The organism is Halorhodospira neutriphila (assembly GCF_016584055.1).
GTDB lineage: Bacteria > Pseudomonadota > Gammaproteobacteria > Nitrococcales > Halorhodospiraceae > Halorhodospira > Halorhodospira neutriphila.
Map to the genome: position 1 here is coordinate 1 of NZ_NRSH01000049.1, position 14,836 is coordinate 14,836.

A 14,836-nucleotide genomic window follows, 5' to 3' on the forward strand; every position below is an offset into this window, starting at 1 on the left:
CCGCTGATCGGGGCGCTCGTCGGCGGCGGCGCCGGCGGCCCCGCCGGCGGGGCCGCCGCCGGCTGGCTGTTCAGCCGCCTCTTCGGGCGGGGCTTCGACGAGGCGGCGGGGATCGAGTACCGGGTCACGGGGCCGTGGCTCGACCCGCAGGTCGAGCGGCTGCCCTTCGACGGGCTGCGCCGGCCGCCACGGGAGGGTCGAAAGCGATGAGCGAGGCAGCAGGGGCGTCGCGGCCGGTGGTGGCCGCCGTGCAGATGGTCTCCGGGCCCGAGCTGGGGGCGAACCTGGCGGAGGCCGAGCGCCTGGTCGCCGAGGCGGCCGCCGCCGGCGCGCAGCTGGTGGCGCTGCCCGAGAACTTCCCGCTCATGGGCTACCGGGAGGGCGACAAGCTGGCGATCGCCGAGCCCGAGGGGCGCGGGCCGATCCAGGCCTTCCTGGCGGAGCAGGCGCGGCGCCACGGCCTGGTGCTCGTCGGCGGGACGATCCCGCTGCAGGGCAGCGGCGGCGAGCGGGTCCGCGCCGCCGAGGCGGTCTACGGCCCCGACGGCCGGCGCCTCGCCTGCTACGACAAGATCCACCTCTTCGACGTCGAGCTCGAGGGCGGCGAGGCGTACCGGGAGTCGCGGACCCTGGAGCCGGGGCGGACCCCCGTGGTCGTGGACACGCCCCTGGGCCGGCTCGGCCTGGCGGTCTGCTACGATCTGCGCTTCCCGGAGCTCTTCCGGGCGCTGGTCGAGCAGGGGGCCGAGCTGCTCGTGGTCCCCTCGGCGTTCACCGCGGCCACGGGGCAGGCGCACTGGGAGGTGCTCCTGCGCGCCCGCGCCGTGGAGAACCTCTGCTACGTGGTGGCCCCCAACCAGGGGGGCGAGCACGCCAGCGGCCGCTGCACCCACGGCGACACCATGGTCGTCGAGCCGTGGGGCGGGGTGCTGGGGCGGCTCGCCGGCGGGCCCGGCGTGGTGACGGCGGAGGTGGACCGGGACCGCCTCCGCAGCCTGCGGGCGCGCTTCCCGGCCCTGGAACACCGGATATTGTAGGATTTGCGCTTATGAACGACTCCCAGACCCAGACGCTGAGCCCCGATCCCCTCGCCCGGGCGCAGGAGCAGCTCCTCGCCCCGGCGGCCCTGGACGAGGGGGGCATCGACCGCGTCTTCGGCCGCCTCCTGCAGCCCGGCATCGACTTCGCCGACCTCTACTTCCAGGCGGGACGCCAGGAGGCCTGGGTGCTCGAGGACGGCATCGTCCGCGAGGGCAGCCGGAGCGTCGACCGCGGCGTCGGGGTGCGGGCGATCAGCGGCGAGAAGACCGGCTTCGCCTACTGCGACGAGATCGGCCTGCCGGCGCTCCTGGAGGCCTCCTCGGCGGCCGGCGCCGTCGCCCGCCAGGGGCGCTCGCGGCAGCTCGGCGCCTTCCGCAGCGCCCGCGGGCGCGACCTCTACACCAGCGAGGACCCGCTGGCGAGCCTGGCCCCGGAGGAGAAGGTCGCCCTGCTGCACCGGGCCGAGGCCGCCGCCCGCGCCGTCGACCCGCGGATCGTCCACGTCGTGGCCAGCCTCGCCGGCAGCCACGAGACCGTCCTGGTGGCCGACTCCGAGGGCGGGTGGGCCGCCGACATCCGGCCGCTGGTCCGGCTCAACGTCTCGGTGCTCGCCGCCGCCGGGGAGCGGCGCGAGAGCGGCAGCTCCGGCGGGGGCGGGCGCTCGACCTACGCCGTGCTCGCCGAGCCGGGGCGCGCCGAGGCCTACGCCCGCGAGGCGGCCCGCCAGGCGCTGGTCAACCTCGAGGCCGAGGAGGCGCCGGCGGGGACGATGCCGGTGGTCCTCGGCCCGGGCTGGCCGGGGGTCCTGCTCCACGAGGCGGTGGGCCACGGCCTCGAGGGCGACTTCAACCGCAAGGGCACCTCGGCCTTCGCCGGGCGCATCGGCGAGCGGGTCGCCTCGCCCCTGTGCACGGTGGTCGACGACGGCACCATCGCCGGGCGCCGCGGCTCGCTGAGCATCGACGACGAGGGGCACCCGAGCCAGTGCAACACCCTGATCGAGGAGGGGGTGCTCACCGGCTACATGCAGGACCGGCTCAACGCCGGGCTGATGGGCGCGGCGCGCACCGGCAACGCCCGCCGGGAGTCGTACGCCCACCTGCCCATGCCGCGGATGACGAACACCTACATGCACGCCGGCCCCCACGACCCCCAGGAGATCATCGCCTCGGTGGACCGGGGCCTCTACGCCGTCAACTTCGGCGGCGGCCAGGTGGACATCACCTCCGGGAAGTTCGTCTTCTCGGCGAGCGAGGCGTACTGGATCGAGAACGGCCGCATCCAGCACCCCGTCAAGGGGGCCACCCTCATCGGCAACGGCCCCGACGTGCTGACCCGGGTGAGCATGGTCGGCCACGACCTGCAGCTCGACGGCGGCATCGGCGTCTGCGGCAAGGAGGGGCAGAGCGTGCCGGTCGGCGTCGGGCAGCCCACGCTGCGGGTCGACGCCATGACGGTCGGCGGGACGCAGGCGTAGCCCGCCCGCCGTCGCCCTGATAACGCCAAGCGCGAGATCGCAAGATGGCCCAAAGCACTGAAGCGCAATCCCACAACGACCTGCCCGAGGCGGCCGAGCTCGAGCGCCTCGTCGGCCTCGCCCTCGACCGCGCCCGGCAGGCCGGGGCGGACACCGCCGAGGCGGGGGTCTCCGCGGACACCGGCCTGTCGGTGAACGTCCGCAAGGGGGAGGTCGATACCCTGGAGCACCACCGCAACCGCAGCCTGGGGGTGACCGTCTACCTCGGCGGGCGCAAGGGCAGCGCCTCGAGCGGCGACCTCTCCGAGGCCGCGGTGGCCGAGGCGGTGGAGGCGGCCTGCGCCTTCGCCCGCCACACCTCCGAGGACCCGGCCAACGGCCTGGCGCCGGCCGAGCGCATGGCCGCCGAGGTGCCGGAGCTCGACCTCTACCACCCGTGGCCGCTGAGCGCCGAGGACGCCGTCGCCCTGGCCCGGGAGTGCGAGGCGGCGGCGACCGCGGCGGACCGGCGGATCCGCAACACCGAGGGCGCCGGGGTCAGCGTCCACAGCGGCCTGTCGACCTACGGCAATACCCACGGCTTCCTGGCCTCGGTGCCGGAGTCGCGCCACGGCATCAACTGCGTCGCCGTCGCCGGCGAGGGGGAGGGGATGCAGCGCGACTTCTGGTACACCGTCGCGCGCAGCCCGGAGGAGCTCGAGGACGCCCGCCGCGTCGGGCAGCGGGCCGCCGAGCACGCCGTCGCCCGCCTCGGCGCCGAGAGCGTGGCCACCGAGCGGGTCCCGGTGCTCTTCCGCGCGCCGGTGGCCCGCGGCCTGATCGGCCACCTGGTGGCCGCCGTGCGCGGCGGGGCGCTCTACCGCCGGGCCTCCTTCCTCGTCGACAGCCTCGGCGAGCGGCTCATGCCGGCGTGGCTGCGCCTCGAGGAGCGCCCCCACATCCCTCGGGGGCTGGGCAGCGCGGGCTTCGACGGCGAGGGCGTGGCGACCGCGGACTCGCCGCTGATCGCCGACGGCGTGCTGCAGCGCTACGTGCTCGACGCCTACTCGGCGCGGCGCCTCGGCCTGGAGACTACCGGCAACGCCGGTGGCGTCCACAACCTGGAGCTCAGCGCCGGCGAGGCGGACCTCGAGGGCCTGCTGCGGCGCATGGGGCGGGGGCTGGTGGTCACCGAGCTCATGGGCCAGGGGGTCAACCTCGTCACCGGCGACTACTCCCGCGGGGCGGCCGGGTTCTGGGTCGAGGGCGGCGCCATCCAGCGGCCCGTCGAGGAGGTCACCATCGCCGGCAGCCTGCGCGGCATCCTCGGCGGCATCCAGGCGGTGGGCAGCGATGTCGACCGGCGCGGGAACATCCGCACCGGCTCGATCCTCGTCGACGAGATGACGGTGGCCGGCCAGTGAGCCGCCGCGCCCGGCCCTAGGCGCTGGCCTCGCCGTCCCCGCCCTCGTCGAGCTGGCGACGCAGCTCGGCGAGGTGCTTGCGGGCCAGCGCCTTGAACCGCGGCGTCAGCCCGCTGTCCTCGTAGATCGGGTCGCCCTGCTCGTCCTCGGCGATGACCCGCTGGCCCTGGACGTAGGGGAAGCTCGCCTCGATCTCGTCGAGGGCGGTGGAGAGGATGTCGGTGAGCAGGTCCTCCTCCGAGCGGCCCGGGTACATCTCGGCGAGCGCCGCGAGCTTGGCGGCGTCGTGCAGGGGCAGCCGCACGCAGTGCTCGAAGGGGGTGCGCCGCTCCGTGGCGTTCTCTTCCCAGCTCGCTACCAGCTCTTTCAGCCTCATCGTGTCCCCTTTCTTCCTTTCCGCTCCGGTCTCGTGGTGGGTCGTGGCCTGCCGCGCCCCGCGGGGGCCGGCCCTCGCGCGCCGGGCTACGCTGAGTCGCTCTCCTCGTCGAAGCCGTTCTCGACGAGGGTGGCCAGGGCCTCGACGGCCGCCTCGGCGTCCGGGCCCTCCGCCTCGATGGTCAGCGTCGTGTGCTGCCCGGCGGCGAGCATCATCAGCCCCATGATGCTCTTGCCGCTGACGCGCTTCTCGGCCTGGGAGACGGCGATCTCACCCTCGTAGGTGCTGGCGACGGCCACGAAGCGGGCCGCGGCCCGGGCGTGGAGGCCGAGGCGGTTGGTGATCACGGCGTCGCGGCGCGTCATGGCTTCGGCTCCTCCTGCCCGATGTGGACGACGCCGGCGCGGCCCCCCCTGGCGGCGGACTCCGCGAGGGCCGCGAGCCACCGGCTAGGATAGTTGAAGACGCATAGCAGCATGGGGAGGTTGATCCCGGAGACGACCCGGCTCGTGCGGCCGGCGGCCGCCTCGACGGCGATGTTCGACGGCGTCGCGCCGTAGGCGTCGGTGAGGATGAGGACGCCGGCGCCGCTGTCGAGCTCCTCGAGCAGCCGGCGCGCGCGGGCGATCAGCTCGTCCCGGTCGTCCTCGTTGAACACCTCCAGGCAGCGCGTCTGCAGGGGGCAGATGCCGAGGGCGCGCTCGGCGGCGGCGAGGGTCTCGCTGCCGATCCGGCGGTGGGTGATGATCAGCAGCCCGACCCTCATGGCAGCTCGCGGTGGCGCAGGGCGACGTGGCTGCAGTGCGCGGCGAGGTCCTCGGCGAGGCGCTCGGCGAGGTAGACCGAGCGGTGCTGGCCGCCGGTGCAGCCGATGGCGACGGTCAGGTAGATGCGCCCCGCCCGGCGGTAGGTGGGCAGCCAGTGGGTGATCAGCGCGTGGATCTGCTCGTAGAGCGTGGCCGTCTCCGGCTGGCCCTCGAGGAAGGCCCGGACCTCGGGGTCGGCGCCGGTCAGGGCGCGCAGCTGCGCCTCCCAGTGGGGGTTGGGCAGGCAGCGGGCGTCGAAGACGTAGTCGGCGTCGCCGGGGACGCCGTGCTTGAAGCCGAAGGACTGGACGAGCACCGACAGGCTCGGCCGGTCGCCGCCGAGGCGCTCGTGGATGAGCCCGCGCAGGTCGTGGATGCTCAGCCGCGAGGTGTCGATGCACCAGGCGGCGGCCTCGCGCAGCGGCTCGAGGAGGCGGCGCTCGCGCTGCAGGGCGTCGGCGAGGGTGCGGCCCTCCCCGCCGAGGGGGTGGCGCCGGCGCGTCTCGTTGTAGCGGCGCACCAGGATGGCGTCGTCGGCGTAGAGGAAGACGAGCTCGGCGTCGATGCCGCTGTCGGCGAGCCCGGCGAGGGCCTGCGGCAGCCGCTGCAGGTCCCGCGAGGGGGTGCGCGCGTCGATGCCGATGGCGAAGCGCTCGCCCGCCGGGGCGCCGATCTCCACGGCGTAGCGGGCGAAGTCGGTGATCAGGCTCACCGGCAGGTTGTCGATGCAGTGGTAGCCGGCGTCTTCGAGGGTGTGGAGGGCGACGCTCTTGCCGGAGCCGGAGAGGCCGCTGACGACGATGAGCCTTACCCGGTCCATACTACCTCCTCGCCCCGGCCGCCGCGGGGCTGCTGCCGGCGGCCGGCGGCCGCCGCCCTGGGGCTCCTCCCGCTGCGGGGCCGCTCACGAGGCGTCGTCGGCGTGGGACTGCCATTCCCGCAGGGCGCTGAGCAGCTCGGCGTCGTCCCCGGCGGCGCGGAGGCGCTCGCAGAGGGCGGCGTCGCTGAACATCTCCGCCAGGGCGGCGAGGATCTGCAGGTGCTCGTCGGTGAAGTGCTCCGGCACCACGAGGGCGAAGAGCAGGTCCACCGGCTCCCGGTCGAAGGCGTCGAAGTCGATGCCCCGGTCGAGGCGCAGCAGCGCGCCGATGGCCCGCTCGGTCCCCTCCAGCCGGGCGTGCGGCAGGGCGACTCCGTGGCCGAGCCCGGTGCTCCCGAGGCGCTCGCGGGCGGCGAGGCGGCGGCTGATCTCGGCTTGGGTCAGGCCCCCATCGGCGCCGCCGATGAGGGCCCCGATACGGTCGAGCACCTGCTCTTTGGTCTCGACATCGCTGACGCAGCGGATGCGTTCCGGGGTGATGAGTCGCTCGATGTCCATGGGGTGTCCGATCGGCTGGCCGTAGATCCGCGTTCCCGGCGAGCCCCGCCTAGGGGCTCGTCTTCAAGGACGCACCGTGGCGCCGCTGATCGACGGCCTTCTCCTTGTGCTTGAGGACCTGGCGGTCGAGCTTGTCGACCAGGGCGTCGATGGCGGCGTACATGTCCTCTGCTACTGCATCGGCAAAGACCCGGGAGCCGCCACCCCCGAGCCGTACCGTGGCTTCCGCCTTGTGCTGGAGCTTCTCGACCTCGAGGACGACCTCGGCGTCGATGATGGGGTCGAAGTGGTGCTCGAGCCGGCGCAGCTTGTCGTGGACGTAGCTGCGCAGCGCCTCGGTGACCTCGACGTGGTGCCCACTGAGCTCGATCTGCATGGCTCAACCCTTCCTGAGCGGTCCGCGGGCCTCAGCGCGTGGCCCGCCTCGGCGTCTTGCGCTCCGCGGATGGTGCGATGGATAGCGACTCGCGGTACTTGGCCACGGTCCGGCGAGCCACCTGGATGCCCTCCTCCTGGAGGATGCGCGCGATGGCGCTGTCACTGAGCGGCTTGCAGCGGTCCTCCTCGGCGATCAGCCGGCGGATGCGGGCCCGGATCGCCGTCGCCGAGGCCTCGCCGCCGTCGCGGGTCTGCACGTGGCTGGAGAAGAAGTACTTGAACTCGAGCGTACCACGGGGCGTGTCCATGTACTTGTTCGTCGTGATCCGGGAGACCGTCGACTCGTGCATCTCCACCGCCTCGGCGATCTCGCGCAGCACCAGCGGCTGCATCGCCTCCTCGCCGTGCTCGAAGAACCCCTGCTGGCGCTCGACGATGGCGCTGGCCACGCGCAGCAGCGTCTCGTTGCGGCTGCGCAGGCTCTTGATCAGCCACCGCGCCTCCTGGAGGTGGCTGCGCAGGCAGCTGCTGTCCGAGCCGCGCTCCATCTGCCGGATTAGGCTGGCGTAATAGGCGTTAATCCGCAACCGCGGTGCGGTCTCGCTGTTGAGCTCGACCCGCCAGCGCCCGTCGCGGCGGGAGACGGTGACGTCGGGGACGATGTAGTCGGCCGCGGCGCTGGCGACCTGCAGGCCCGGGCGGGGGTCGAGGGTGCGGATCAGGGCGAGGACCTCCGCGCCCGCCTCGGCGTCGATGCCGAGCGCCGCGGCGAGGGCCTCGGGGGAGCGCTCGGCGAGGGTGTCGAGGTGCTCGCTGACCGCCGTCAGGGCCGCGTCGCGCCAGGGCGTGCCGGCGGGGAGCTGGCGCAGCTGGGGGAGCAGCGCCTCCTGGAGGTTGCGGGCGCCGACGCCGGCGGGGTCGAGGTGGCGGATGCGCTGGCGCACCGCCTCGAGCTCCGCCGGCTCCACCGCCCAGTCGGCGGGCAGGGCCTCGCAGAGCTCGGCGACGTCGACGGCCAGGTAGCCGTCCTCGCCGAGGGCGTCGACGACCACCTCGGCGAGGGCGCGGTCGCGCTCGCTGAAGCGCTCGAGCTCGATCTGCTCGAGCAGGTGCTCGCGCAGCCCGCCGGCGCCGTGGGCGCGGTTATCGAGGGGGTCGCCGTCCTCGCGGCCAGGGGCGCTGAGCGCCGTGGCGCCGTCGTAGATCTCATCCCAGCTGGTGTCGAGGGCCAGCTCGTCGGGGATGGCCTCCTCCGCCGGGGTGGCGTCCTCCTCGGCGGCGGCGCTCTCCTCGTCGCCGGCGTGCTCGCCCTCCTCGTCGAGCTCGAGCATCATGTTCGACTCCAGCGCCTGCTGGATCTCGGCGCGCAGCTCGAGGCTCGAGAGCTGCAGCAGCCGGATCGCCTGCTGCAGCTGCGGGGTCATGGTCAGCTGTTGGCCGAGGCGCAGCTGGAGCGTCTGCCTCATGATCGTAACCGCATCGTTGCTGCTGAATCTCCCTGGCGGGGCCGGCGCCCTCGAGGCTCGGCCGCATAGCAGACCGCTAGCTGGTCCTCCCGTCGGCTCATAGCCGGAAGTCTTCGCCCAGGTAGACGGCGCGCACCTGAGGGTCCGCGAGGACGGTCTCGGCGTCGCCGGCCGTAAGGACCCGGCCATCGCTGAGGATGTAGGCGCGCTCGACGATGCCCAGGGTCTCACGGACATTATGGTCGGTAATCAGGACACCGATGCCCCGCTCGGCGAGGTGGCGGACGATGCGCTGGATCTCGCCGACGGAGATCGGGTCGACGCCGGCGAAGGGCTCGTCGAGGAGGATGAAGCGCGGGGCCGCCGCCAGGGCGCGGGCGATCTCCACGCGCCGGCGCTCGCCGCCGGACAGGGCGATGCCGGGGGTGTCGCGGACGTGGGTGACGCCGAGCTCCTCGAGCAGCCGCTCCAGCTCCCGGGCGCGCCCGGCCCGGTCGAGGTCGCGCCGGATCTCGAGGATGGCGCGGACGTTGTCGGCGACGCTGAGCTTGCGGAAGACCGACGGCTCCTGGGGCAGGTAGCCGATGCCGCGCCGCGCCCGGGCGTGGATGGGCAGCGCCGTCAGGTCGGCGCCGTCGAGGGTGATGGCGCCGGCGTCGGCGCGCACCAGGCCGACGACCATGTAGAAGCAGGTGGTCTTGCCGGCGCCGTTGGGGCCGAGCAGGCCGACGATCTCGCCGTCGGTGAGCTCGAGCCCGGCGCCGTCGACCACGGCGCGGCCCCGGTAGCGCTTGGTGAGTCCCTCGGCGCGCAGCGTCGCCACGGCTAGCGCTCCTCCTCCCGGCGGCCCGGGCGGAGGGTGGCGCGGGCGCGCTCCCCCTCGCCGCCGCGGGCGTCGACGGTCTGCGCCTCGAGGTCGACGTCGATGACCTCGGCGCTGACGACGTCGCCACCCTGCCAGAGCCGCGCCTCGCCCTGTAAGTGGGCGCGCTCGGGGCCCGAGGCGTGGTACTCGAGGTGGCGGGCCTCGGCGTGGACGGGCCGGGGCTGCCCCTCGGGCCGGTCGCGGTAGGTGGCCGGGGTGCCGTCGACGATCGCCCGCTGCAGCGCCCCCTGCTCGTCGGTGTGGACCTCCATGCGCTCGCCGGTGATGCGCAGCGTGCCGCGGGTGAGCACGGCGTCGCCCCGGTAGACGCTGACCCCGGCGGCGGCGTCGACCTCGACGCGGTCGGCCTCGAGCTCGACGGGGGCCGGCCCCTGCTGGGCGCCGGCGGGGGCCAGCGCGGCCGCGAGCAGCGCCGCGGCGGCTAGCCGCCTGCCTCTTCGCGGGGGCTCACCGTACCTCATAGGTGCCTCGGGCCTGGTGGTGGAGCTCGAGCCGGTCGCGGCGGTAGTCGAGGGTCATGCCGACGCCGCGCAGCCGCCCGGCGGGCTCGCGGGCGACGACCTCGGCCGCCGTGCGCGCCTCGTGGGCGGCGGTGTCGACGGTCAGATCGCGCGTGACCACGCTCAGCGGCGGCCGCCCCCGCTGGGCGGGGCGGCGCAGCTCCACTTCGCCGGGGAAGTGGACGGTGGACTCGGCCCGCTCGGCGATCCCCCGGGGGGCGGCGGCGTGCCAGGTCCCCTCCTCCTCGGAGCGGACCGTCAGCCGCGGCCGCTCGATCTCCAGCGCCCCGCGCCCGCGGTAGTGCTCGCCGGCCTCGCCGCGCAGCAGCGCCTCGCGCCGGCCGTGGGCATCGTAGTGGATCATCTCGAAGTCCTCCAGGAAGAAGGCCGGCCCCTCGGGGCCGGCGAGGGACGAGGGCGCGGAGGAGGAGGGGGGCTGCTCGCGGCTCAGGAGGAGGGCGAGCGCGGCGCTGACGGCGGCGACGGCGAGGGGGAAGAGTACGCCCCGGCGCACGGTGCCGCCTCAGCCGCCGCCGGCGGGGGGGAGCCGGTCCTGGGCGAGGAGGAGCAGCTCGCTGACCTCGCGGGCGGCGCCGCGCCCGCCGGGGCGCTCGGTGACCCAGTCGGCGCCGGCGATCACCCCGGGGTGGGCGTCGGCGACGGCGACGCCCAGCCCGGCGCGGCGGATCGCCTCGAGGTCGATGAGGTCGTCGCCGGTGTAGGCGCAGGCCTGCGGCGCCACCCCGAGCCGCTCGCTGAGCTCGGCGAGGGCGCGGGCCTTGTCCGTGCGGCCCTGGATGAGGTGGCGGACGCCGAGCTCCTCGGCGCGGGCCTGGACGGCGCCGCCGCCGCGGGCGGTGATCCAGGCGACCTCGAGGCCGGCCTCCAGGAGCATCCGCATCCCCTTGCCGTCGTGGATGTGGAAGGCCTGCAGGCCCTCGCCGCCGGCGCTGACGTAGACGGTGCCGTCGGTGAGCACCCCGTCGATGTCGAACAGCGCCGCGCGCACGGCGGCGGCGCGCTCGAGCACCGCCGCCCCGGGCCGGGCGCAGTAGGGGGGGAGGGGGGCGTCGGCGCCGCTCATACCACGCCCGCCCGGAGCAGGTCGTGCATGTTCAGCGCCCCGACGAGCCGGCCGGCGTCGTCGACGACGAGCAGGGCGTTGATCCGGAAGCGCTCCATGCGCTCGGCGGCCTCGGCGGCGAGCAGCTGCGCCGCGGCGGTCTGCGGGGCGGCGGTCATGACGGCCTCGATGCGCGTGGCGTGGATGTCGGTGCCGCGGTCGAGGGCGCGGCGCAGGTCGCCGTCGGTGAAGATGCCGAGGACCTGCTCCTGCTCGTCGACCACCGCCGTCATGCCCAGCCCCTTGCGGCTGATCTCCAGCAGGGCGTCGCGCAGCGGCGTCTGCGGCCCGACCCGGGGGACGCGCTCGCCGGTCTGCATGACGTCCTCGATGTGCAGCAGCAGCCGCCGGCCGAGCCGCCCGCCCGGGTGGGAGCGGGCGAAGTCCTCGGCGGTGAAGCCGCGGGCGTCGAGCAGGGCGACGGCGAGGGCGTCGCCCATGGCGAGCGCCGCCGTGGTGCTCGCCGTCGGCGCCAGGCCGAGGGGGCAGGCCTCCTGCTCGACGCCGATGTCGAGGTGGACGCTCGCCTCGCGGGCCAGGGTCGAGCCGGGGTTGCCGGTGAGGGCGACCAGCGGCACGCCGAGCCGGCGGATCAGCGGCACGATGGCGTTGATCTCGTCGGTCTCGCCGGAGTTGGACAGGGCGACGACGGCGTCGTCGGCGGTGATCATGCCCAGGTCGCCGTGGCTCGCCTCGCCCGGGTGGACGAAGAACGCCGGCGTGCCGGTGCTCGCCAGGGTGGCGGCCACCTTCGAGCCGATGTGGCCCGACTTGCCCATGCCGGTGACGATCACCCGGCCGCGGCAGGCGAGCAGGTGGTGGCAGGCGCGGCTGAAGGCGGCGTCGATGCGCCCGGCGAGGGCGGCGACGGCGTCGGCCTCGACCTGCAGGACCGCCCGGCCGAGCCCCTGGAGGCGCTCATCGGCGGCGGCCTCCTGCGCGCCGAGCTGCTCGACGAGGGTGGATAGCGGCGTCATGGCGGCATTCTATCAGACCGCGCCGGGCGGCAATGCCCCACCCGCGCGGCGCAATTGACCGCCCCGACGGCGAGGGCGGATACTGCCGGGCTACCGGCAGCGAGGGGGGAGCGCCATGACCGGCGACGAGGTGCTGGCGAGGGTCCGGGATCTGCGCTTCCAGCGCGGGCGGCGGTGGATCTTCGACGGCGTCGATCTCGACATCCGGCGCGGCCAGGTGACGGCCATCATGGGGCCGAGCGGCTCCGGCAAGACGACGCTGCTGCGCCTGCTCGGCGGCCAGCTCCGGCCCCACGGCGGCTCGGTGCAGGTGGCCGGCCAGGAGGTGCCGCGGCTGTCGCGCCCCGAGCTCTACCGGCTGCGCCGGCGCATGGGGATGCTCTTCCAGAGCGGGGCGCTCTTCACGCACCTGTCGGTCTTCGAGAACGTCGCCTTCCCCATCCGCGAGCACGCCGAGCTGCCGGAGCCGCTGCTGCGCGCCCTGGTGCTGCTCAAGCTCGAGGCCGTCGGCCTGCGCGGCGCCCGCTCGCTGATGCCGGCGGAGCTCTCCGGCGGCATGGCGCGGCGCGTGGCCCTGGCCCGGGCCATCGCCCTCGACCCGGTGCTGGTGATGTACGATGAGCCGTTCACCGGGCAGGACCCCATCACCATGGGGGTGCTCATCGAGCTCATCCGGCGGCTCAACGACATCCTCGGGCTGAGCTCGGTGGTGGTGTCCCACGACGTGGAGGAGACCTTGGCGATCGCCGACTACGTCTACGTCATCGCCGACGGGCGGCTGCTCGCCGAGGGCAGCCCGGCGCAGCTGCGCGCCTCGGACTCGGCGGCGGTGCGCCAGTTCCTCGACGCCCGGGCCGACGGCCCGGTGCCCTTCCACTACCCGGCGCCGGGGCTCGCCGAGGAGCTGCTCGACGGGGAGGGGCCGTGACCGGCCGGCTCCAGGCGCTCGGCCGCGCCACCCTCGACGGCCTGCAGGCGCTCGGCGGCGCCGTGCTGCTGCTCGGCCGGCTCCTGCGCGGGGCCACCGTGGTCCTCGTGCGCCCGCGCCTGCTCGTCGAGCAGGTCTACGCCGTCGGCACCCTGTCGCTGGTGATCATCGCCGTCTCGGCGCTGTTCGTCGGCATGGTCCTCGGCCTGCAGGGCTACTACACGCTGGTCGACTTCGGCGCCGACGACTCGGTGGGCACGCTCGTCGCCCTGTCGCTGGTGCGCGAGCTCGGCCCCGTGGTCACGGCGCTGCTCTTCGCCGGCCGGGCGGGCTCGTCGCTGACCGCCGAGATCGGGCTGATGAAGGCCACCGAGCAGCTCTCGAGCATGGAGATGATGGCCGTCGACCCGGAGCGGCGCATCCTGGCGCCGCGCTTCGCCGCGGCCCTCGTCGCCGTGCCCCTGCTGGCCGCGGTGTTTAGCGCGGTGGGCGTGATCGGCGGCTACCTGGTGGCGGTGGGCATGCTAGGGATCGATGGCGGGGCGTTCTGGTCGAACATGCAGAGCGCGGTCGACGTCACCCCGGATATCCTCAACGGCGTGATCAAGAGCGTCGCCTTCGGCTTCGTGGCCGGCTGGATCGCCCTGTACATGGGCTACACCGCGGAGCCGACGGCGCAGGGGGTCAGCCGGGCGACCACCCAGGGGGTGGTGCGCACCTCGCTGGCGGTGCTCGGGCTCGACTTCCTGCTGACGGCGCTGATGTTCGACTGACGGAGCGGAGCGAGGTCTATGAGTGAGAGGCTCGTGGAGATTGGGGTAGGGGCCTTCGTCGCCCTCGGCCTGGCGGCGCTGCTGGTGCTGGCGCTGCAGGTCAGCGGGCTGACCGAGCTGCGCCAGCCCCCGGGCTACGAGGTCACCGCGACCTTCGACAACGTCGGCGGCCTGCGCGAGAAGGCGCCGGTGAGCATGGCCGGGGTGCACGTCGGCCGCGTCGAGTCGATCGCCCTCGACCCGGAGACCCACCAGGCGCGGGTGACGCTGCGCATCGAGCGCGGCTACGACAGCATCCCGGCGGACAGCACGGCGGCGATCTACACCTCGGGGCTGCTCGGCGAGCAGTACGTCGGCATCGAGCCCGGCTGGGAGCAGGCGACCCTCGCCGCCGGGGACCGCTTCACCGAGACGCAGTCGGCCGTGGTGCTCGAGCGGCTCATCGGGCAGTTCATGACGCAGATGCAGGATTGAGGGGGCGCCGTATGCGGGAGAGGCTCAGGCACGGTATCGCGGCACGCGCGCGGCGCCACTGGCGCCTCCTGGCGGCGGCCGTGGTGCTCGGGGCGGCGGCCGCGGCGGCGGCCGCGGCGACGGGCCCGGGGCCGCAGGCGGTGGTCGAGGAGACCACCGAGGAGGTCCTGGCGCTCATGGAGTCCCGCGGCGAGGAGCTCACCGGCGACCCGGTGGCCCTGCACGAGGCCCTGGCGCCGATCCTGACGCCGCACATCGACTTCCAGGGGATCAGCGCCCAGATCCTCGGCCCCTACTGGCGCCGCGCGGACGAGGCCACCCGGGAGCGCTTCATCCGCGAGTTCCAGCGCAGCCTGCTGCGCACCTACGCCTCCTCCCTCGAGGAGTACGACGGCGGGGTGGCGCTGCGCATCCTCGGCAGCCGCCGGCGCGGCGACGAGGTGCAGGTGGGCATGGAGGTGGGCGGGGGCGAGGCGCCCGCCCGGGTGATCTTCCAGCTCCACGAGCGCGGCGGCGCCTGGCAGCTGATCGACCTGACGGTGGAGGGGGTGAGCATCGTCCACAACTTCCGCGAGGACTTCCGCGCCCGCCTGCGCGACAAGGACCTGGAGGCCGTGCTCGACGAGATGGCGGCGCGCAACCGGGAGATCGGCTTCCAATGAGCGGCGCCCGGCTCGAGCGCGGCGAGGACGGCCGCCTGCGCCTGCGCGGCCCCCTCGACTTCGGGACGGCGGCCGCCCTCTGGCCGGAGGGGCTGGCGGCGGTGGCGCGCGAGGGGGTCACGGAGATCGACCTCAGCGCCGTGGAGCGCACCGACAGCGCCGGCGTGGCGCTGCTCCTCGACTGGACG

Annotated in this window: 21 protein-coding genes; 9 read left to right on the top strand and 12 right to left on the bottom strand. The window is 74.6% G+C overall.

The annotated features are described in order from the left end of the window. The 4 genes from CKO13_RS05820 to pmbA form a co-directional block, all read left to right on the top strand. A partial coding sequence (locus tag CKO13_RS05820; protein ID WP_200257790.1) for a hypothetical protein occupies positions 1–210 on the top strand: 210 nt, incomplete at its 5' end. Next, positions 207–1,037, top strand: coding sequence for a carbon-nitrogen hydrolase family protein (locus CKO13_RS05825; protein WP_242467913.1), 831 nt, complete (start codon positions 207–209; stop codon positions 1,035–1,037). The genes CKO13_RS05820 and CKO13_RS05825, both read left to right, overlap by 4 nt. Positions 1,038–1,048: 11 nt before the next feature. Continuing rightward, positions 1,049–2,518 (top strand): metalloprotease TldD, encoded by a 1,470-nt coding sequence (gene tldD, locus CKO13_RS05830; protein ID WP_200257794.1) that lies wholly within the window; start codon positions 1,049–1,051, stop codon positions 2,516–2,518. A gap of 44 nt (positions 2,519–2,562) precedes the next feature. Then, entirely contained in the window at positions 2,563–3,921 is a 1,359-nt protein-coding gene (gene pmbA, locus CKO13_RS05835) for a metalloprotease PmbA (RefSeq protein WP_200257795.1), read from the top strand. A 16-nt stretch (positions 3,922–3,937) separates the two neighbouring features. Here pmbA and CKO13_RS05840 read toward each other — a convergent pair whose 3' ends face one another. From CKO13_RS05840 to CKO13_RS05895, 12 genes are all read right to left on the bottom strand, one after another. After that, positions 3,938–4,297, bottom strand: coding sequence for a type 1 pili tip component (locus CKO13_RS05840; protein WP_200257796.1), 360 nt, complete (start codon positions 4,295–4,297; stop codon positions 3,938–3,940). A gap of 86 nt (positions 4,298–4,383) precedes the next feature. Beyond that, complete coding sequence (locus CKO13_RS05845; protein WP_200257797.1) at positions 4,384–4,662, bottom strand: HPr family phosphocarrier protein; 279 nt, start codon at positions 4,660–4,662, stop codon at positions 4,384–4,386. Continuing rightward, on the bottom strand, positions 4,659–5,063 hold the full coding sequence (locus CKO13_RS05850) for a PTS sugar transporter subunit IIA (RefSeq protein ID WP_200257798.1): 405 nt from the start codon (positions 5,061–5,063) through the stop codon (positions 4,659–4,661). Before CKO13_RS05850 ends, CKO13_RS05845 begins: the two co-directional genes overlap by 4 nt. Continuing rightward, positions 5,060–5,923, bottom strand: a complete 864-nt coding sequence (rapZ, locus tag CKO13_RS05855; RefSeq protein WP_200257799.1) for an RNase adapter RapZ — start codon at positions 5,921–5,923, stop codon at positions 5,060–5,062. The genes CKO13_RS05850 and rapZ overlap by 4 nt, the downstream gene beginning before the upstream one ends. Before the next feature lie 84 nt (positions 5,924–6,007). Further along, positions 6,008–6,481, bottom strand: coding sequence for a PTS sugar transporter subunit IIA (locus CKO13_RS05860; protein WP_200257800.1), 474 nt, complete (start codon positions 6,479–6,481; stop codon positions 6,008–6,010). A 49-nt stretch (positions 6,482–6,530) separates the two neighbouring features. Next, entirely contained in the window at positions 6,531–6,857 is a 327-nt protein-coding gene (hpf, locus tag CKO13_RS05865) for a ribosome hibernation-promoting factor, HPF/YfiA family (protein ID WP_200257806.1), read from the bottom strand. Positions 6,858–6,888: 31 nt separating this feature from the next. After that, on the bottom strand, positions 6,889–8,325 hold the full coding sequence (locus CKO13_RS05870) for an RNA polymerase factor sigma-54 (protein WP_200257808.1): 1,437 nt from the start codon (positions 8,323–8,325) through the stop codon (positions 6,889–6,891). A gap of 97 nt (positions 8,326–8,422) precedes the next feature. After that, positions 8,423–9,148: an LPS export ABC transporter ATP-binding protein gene (gene lptB / locus CKO13_RS05875; protein WP_200257809.1), complete on the bottom strand. Its 726-nt coding sequence runs from the start codon at positions 9,146–9,148 to the stop codon at positions 8,423–8,425. A 2-nt stretch (positions 9,149–9,150) separates the two neighbouring features. Then, on the bottom strand, positions 9,151–9,672 hold the full coding sequence (gene lptA / locus CKO13_RS05880) for a lipopolysaccharide transport periplasmic protein LptA (RefSeq protein WP_200257812.1): 522 nt from the start codon (positions 9,670–9,672) through the stop codon (positions 9,151–9,153). After that, the gene (gene lptC / locus CKO13_RS05885) at positions 9,659–10,225 is read right to left on the bottom strand and encodes an LPS export ABC transporter periplasmic protein LptC (protein WP_200257814.1); all 567 of its coding nucleotides are present in this window, start codon (positions 10,223–10,225) and stop codon (positions 9,659–9,661) included. The genes lptA and lptC overlap by 14 nt, the downstream gene beginning before the upstream one ends. A gap of 9 nt (positions 10,226–10,234) precedes the next feature. Continuing rightward, positions 10,235–10,795, bottom strand: coding sequence for a KdsC family phosphatase (locus CKO13_RS05890; RefSeq protein WP_200257816.1), 561 nt, complete (start codon positions 10,793–10,795; stop codon positions 10,235–10,237). Further along, positions 10,792–11,811 (bottom strand): KpsF/GutQ family sugar-phosphate isomerase, encoded by a 1,020-nt coding sequence (locus CKO13_RS05895; protein WP_200257817.1) that lies wholly within the window; start codon positions 11,809–11,811, stop codon positions 10,792–10,794. Before CKO13_RS05895 ends, CKO13_RS05890 begins: the two co-directional genes overlap by 4 nt. Before the next feature lie 115 nt (positions 11,812–11,926). Between CKO13_RS05895 and CKO13_RS05900 the strand changes: the two genes are divergently transcribed. From CKO13_RS05900 to CKO13_RS05920, 5 genes are all read left to right on the top strand, one after another. Then, complete coding sequence (locus CKO13_RS05900; RefSeq protein WP_200257820.1) at positions 11,927–12,739, top strand: ABC transporter ATP-binding protein; 813 nt, start codon at positions 11,927–11,929, stop codon at positions 12,737–12,739. Beyond that, the gene (gene mlaE, locus CKO13_RS05905) at positions 12,736–13,512 is read left to right on the top strand and encodes a lipid asymmetry maintenance ABC transporter permease subunit MlaE (RefSeq protein WP_200257821.1); all 777 of its coding nucleotides are present in this window, start codon (positions 12,736–12,738) and stop codon (positions 13,510–13,512) included. The genes CKO13_RS05900 and mlaE overlap by 4 nt, the downstream gene beginning before the upstream one ends. 18 nt (positions 13,513–13,530) lie before the next feature. Next, complete coding sequence (mlaD, locus tag CKO13_RS05910; protein ID WP_200257822.1) at positions 13,531–13,986, top strand: outer membrane lipid asymmetry maintenance protein MlaD; 456 nt, start codon at positions 13,531–13,533, stop codon at positions 13,984–13,986. 11 nt (positions 13,987–13,997) lie between these two features. Then, positions 13,998–14,648, top strand: coding sequence for an MlaC/ttg2D family ABC transporter substrate-binding protein (locus CKO13_RS05915; RefSeq protein ID WP_200257823.1), 651 nt, complete (start codon positions 13,998–14,000; stop codon positions 14,646–14,648). Continuing rightward, positions 14,645–14,836, top strand: a 192-nt coding sequence (locus tag CKO13_RS05920) for an STAS domain-containing protein (protein ID WP_200257824.1), incomplete at its 3' end; no start/stop codon positions are given. The genes CKO13_RS05915 and CKO13_RS05920, both read left to right, overlap by 4 nt.

Bases quoted from the DNA above. Each gene is read 5' to 3' on its own strand.
- rapZ (WP_200257799.1), bottom strand. From the start codon at position 5,923: ATGGACCGGGTAAGGCTCATCGTCGTCAGCGGCCTCTCCGGCTCCGGC.
- CKO13_RS05860 (WP_200257800.1), bottom strand. From the start codon at position 6,481: ATGGACATCGAGCGACTCATCACCCCGGAACGCATCCGCTGCGTCAGC.
- CKO13_RS05845 (WP_200257797.1), bottom strand. From the start codon at position 4,662: ATGACGCGCCGCGACGCCGTGATCACCAACCGCCTCGGCCTCCACGCC.
- CKO13_RS05870 (WP_200257808.1), bottom strand. From the start codon at position 8,325: ATGAGGCAGACGCTCCAGCTGCGCCTCGGCCAACAGCTGACCATGACC.
- tldD (WP_200257794.1), top strand. From the start codon at position 1,049: ATGAACGACTCCCAGACCCAGACGCTGAGCCCCGATCCCCTCGCCCGG.
- CKO13_RS05900 (WP_200257820.1), top strand. From the start codon at position 11,927: ATGACCGGCGACGAGGTGCTGGCGAGGGTCCGGGATCTGCGCTTCCAG.
- lptA (WP_200257812.1), bottom strand. From the start codon at position 9,672: ATGAGGTACGGTGAGCCCCCGCGAAGAGGCAGGCGGCTAGCCGCCGCG.
- CKO13_RS05850 (WP_200257798.1), bottom strand. From the start codon at position 5,063: ATGAGGGTCGGGCTGCTGATCATCACCCACCGCCGGATCGGCAGCGAG.
- pmbA (WP_200257795.1), top strand. From the start codon at position 2,563: ATGGCCCAAAGCACTGAAGCGCAATCCCACAACGACCTGCCCGAGGCG.
- CKO13_RS05915 (WP_200257823.1), top strand. From the start codon at position 13,998: ATGCGGGAGAGGCTCAGGCACGGTATCGCGGCACGCGCGCGGCGCCAC.
- CKO13_RS05825 (WP_242467913.1), top strand. From the start codon at position 207: ATGAGCGAGGCAGCAGGGGCGTCGCGGCCGGTGGTGGCCGCCGTGCAG.
- mlaD (WP_200257822.1), top strand. From the start codon at position 13,531: ATGAGTGAGAGGCTCGTGGAGATTGGGGTAGGGGCCTTCGTCGCCCTC.
- CKO13_RS05895 (WP_200257817.1), bottom strand. From the start codon at position 11,811: ATGACGCCGCTATCCACCCTCGTCGAGCAGCTCGGCGCGCAGGAGGCC.
- CKO13_RS05890 (WP_200257816.1), bottom strand. From the start codon at position 10,795: ATGAGCGGCGCCGACGCCCCCCTCCCCCCCTACTGCGCCCGGCCCGGG.
- hpf (WP_200257806.1), bottom strand. From the start codon at position 6,857: ATGCAGATCGAGCTCAGTGGGCACCACGTCGAGGTCACCGAGGCGCTG.
- CKO13_RS05840 (WP_200257796.1), bottom strand. From the start codon at position 4,297: ATGAGGCTGAAAGAGCTGGTAGCGAGCTGGGAAGAGAACGCCACGGAG.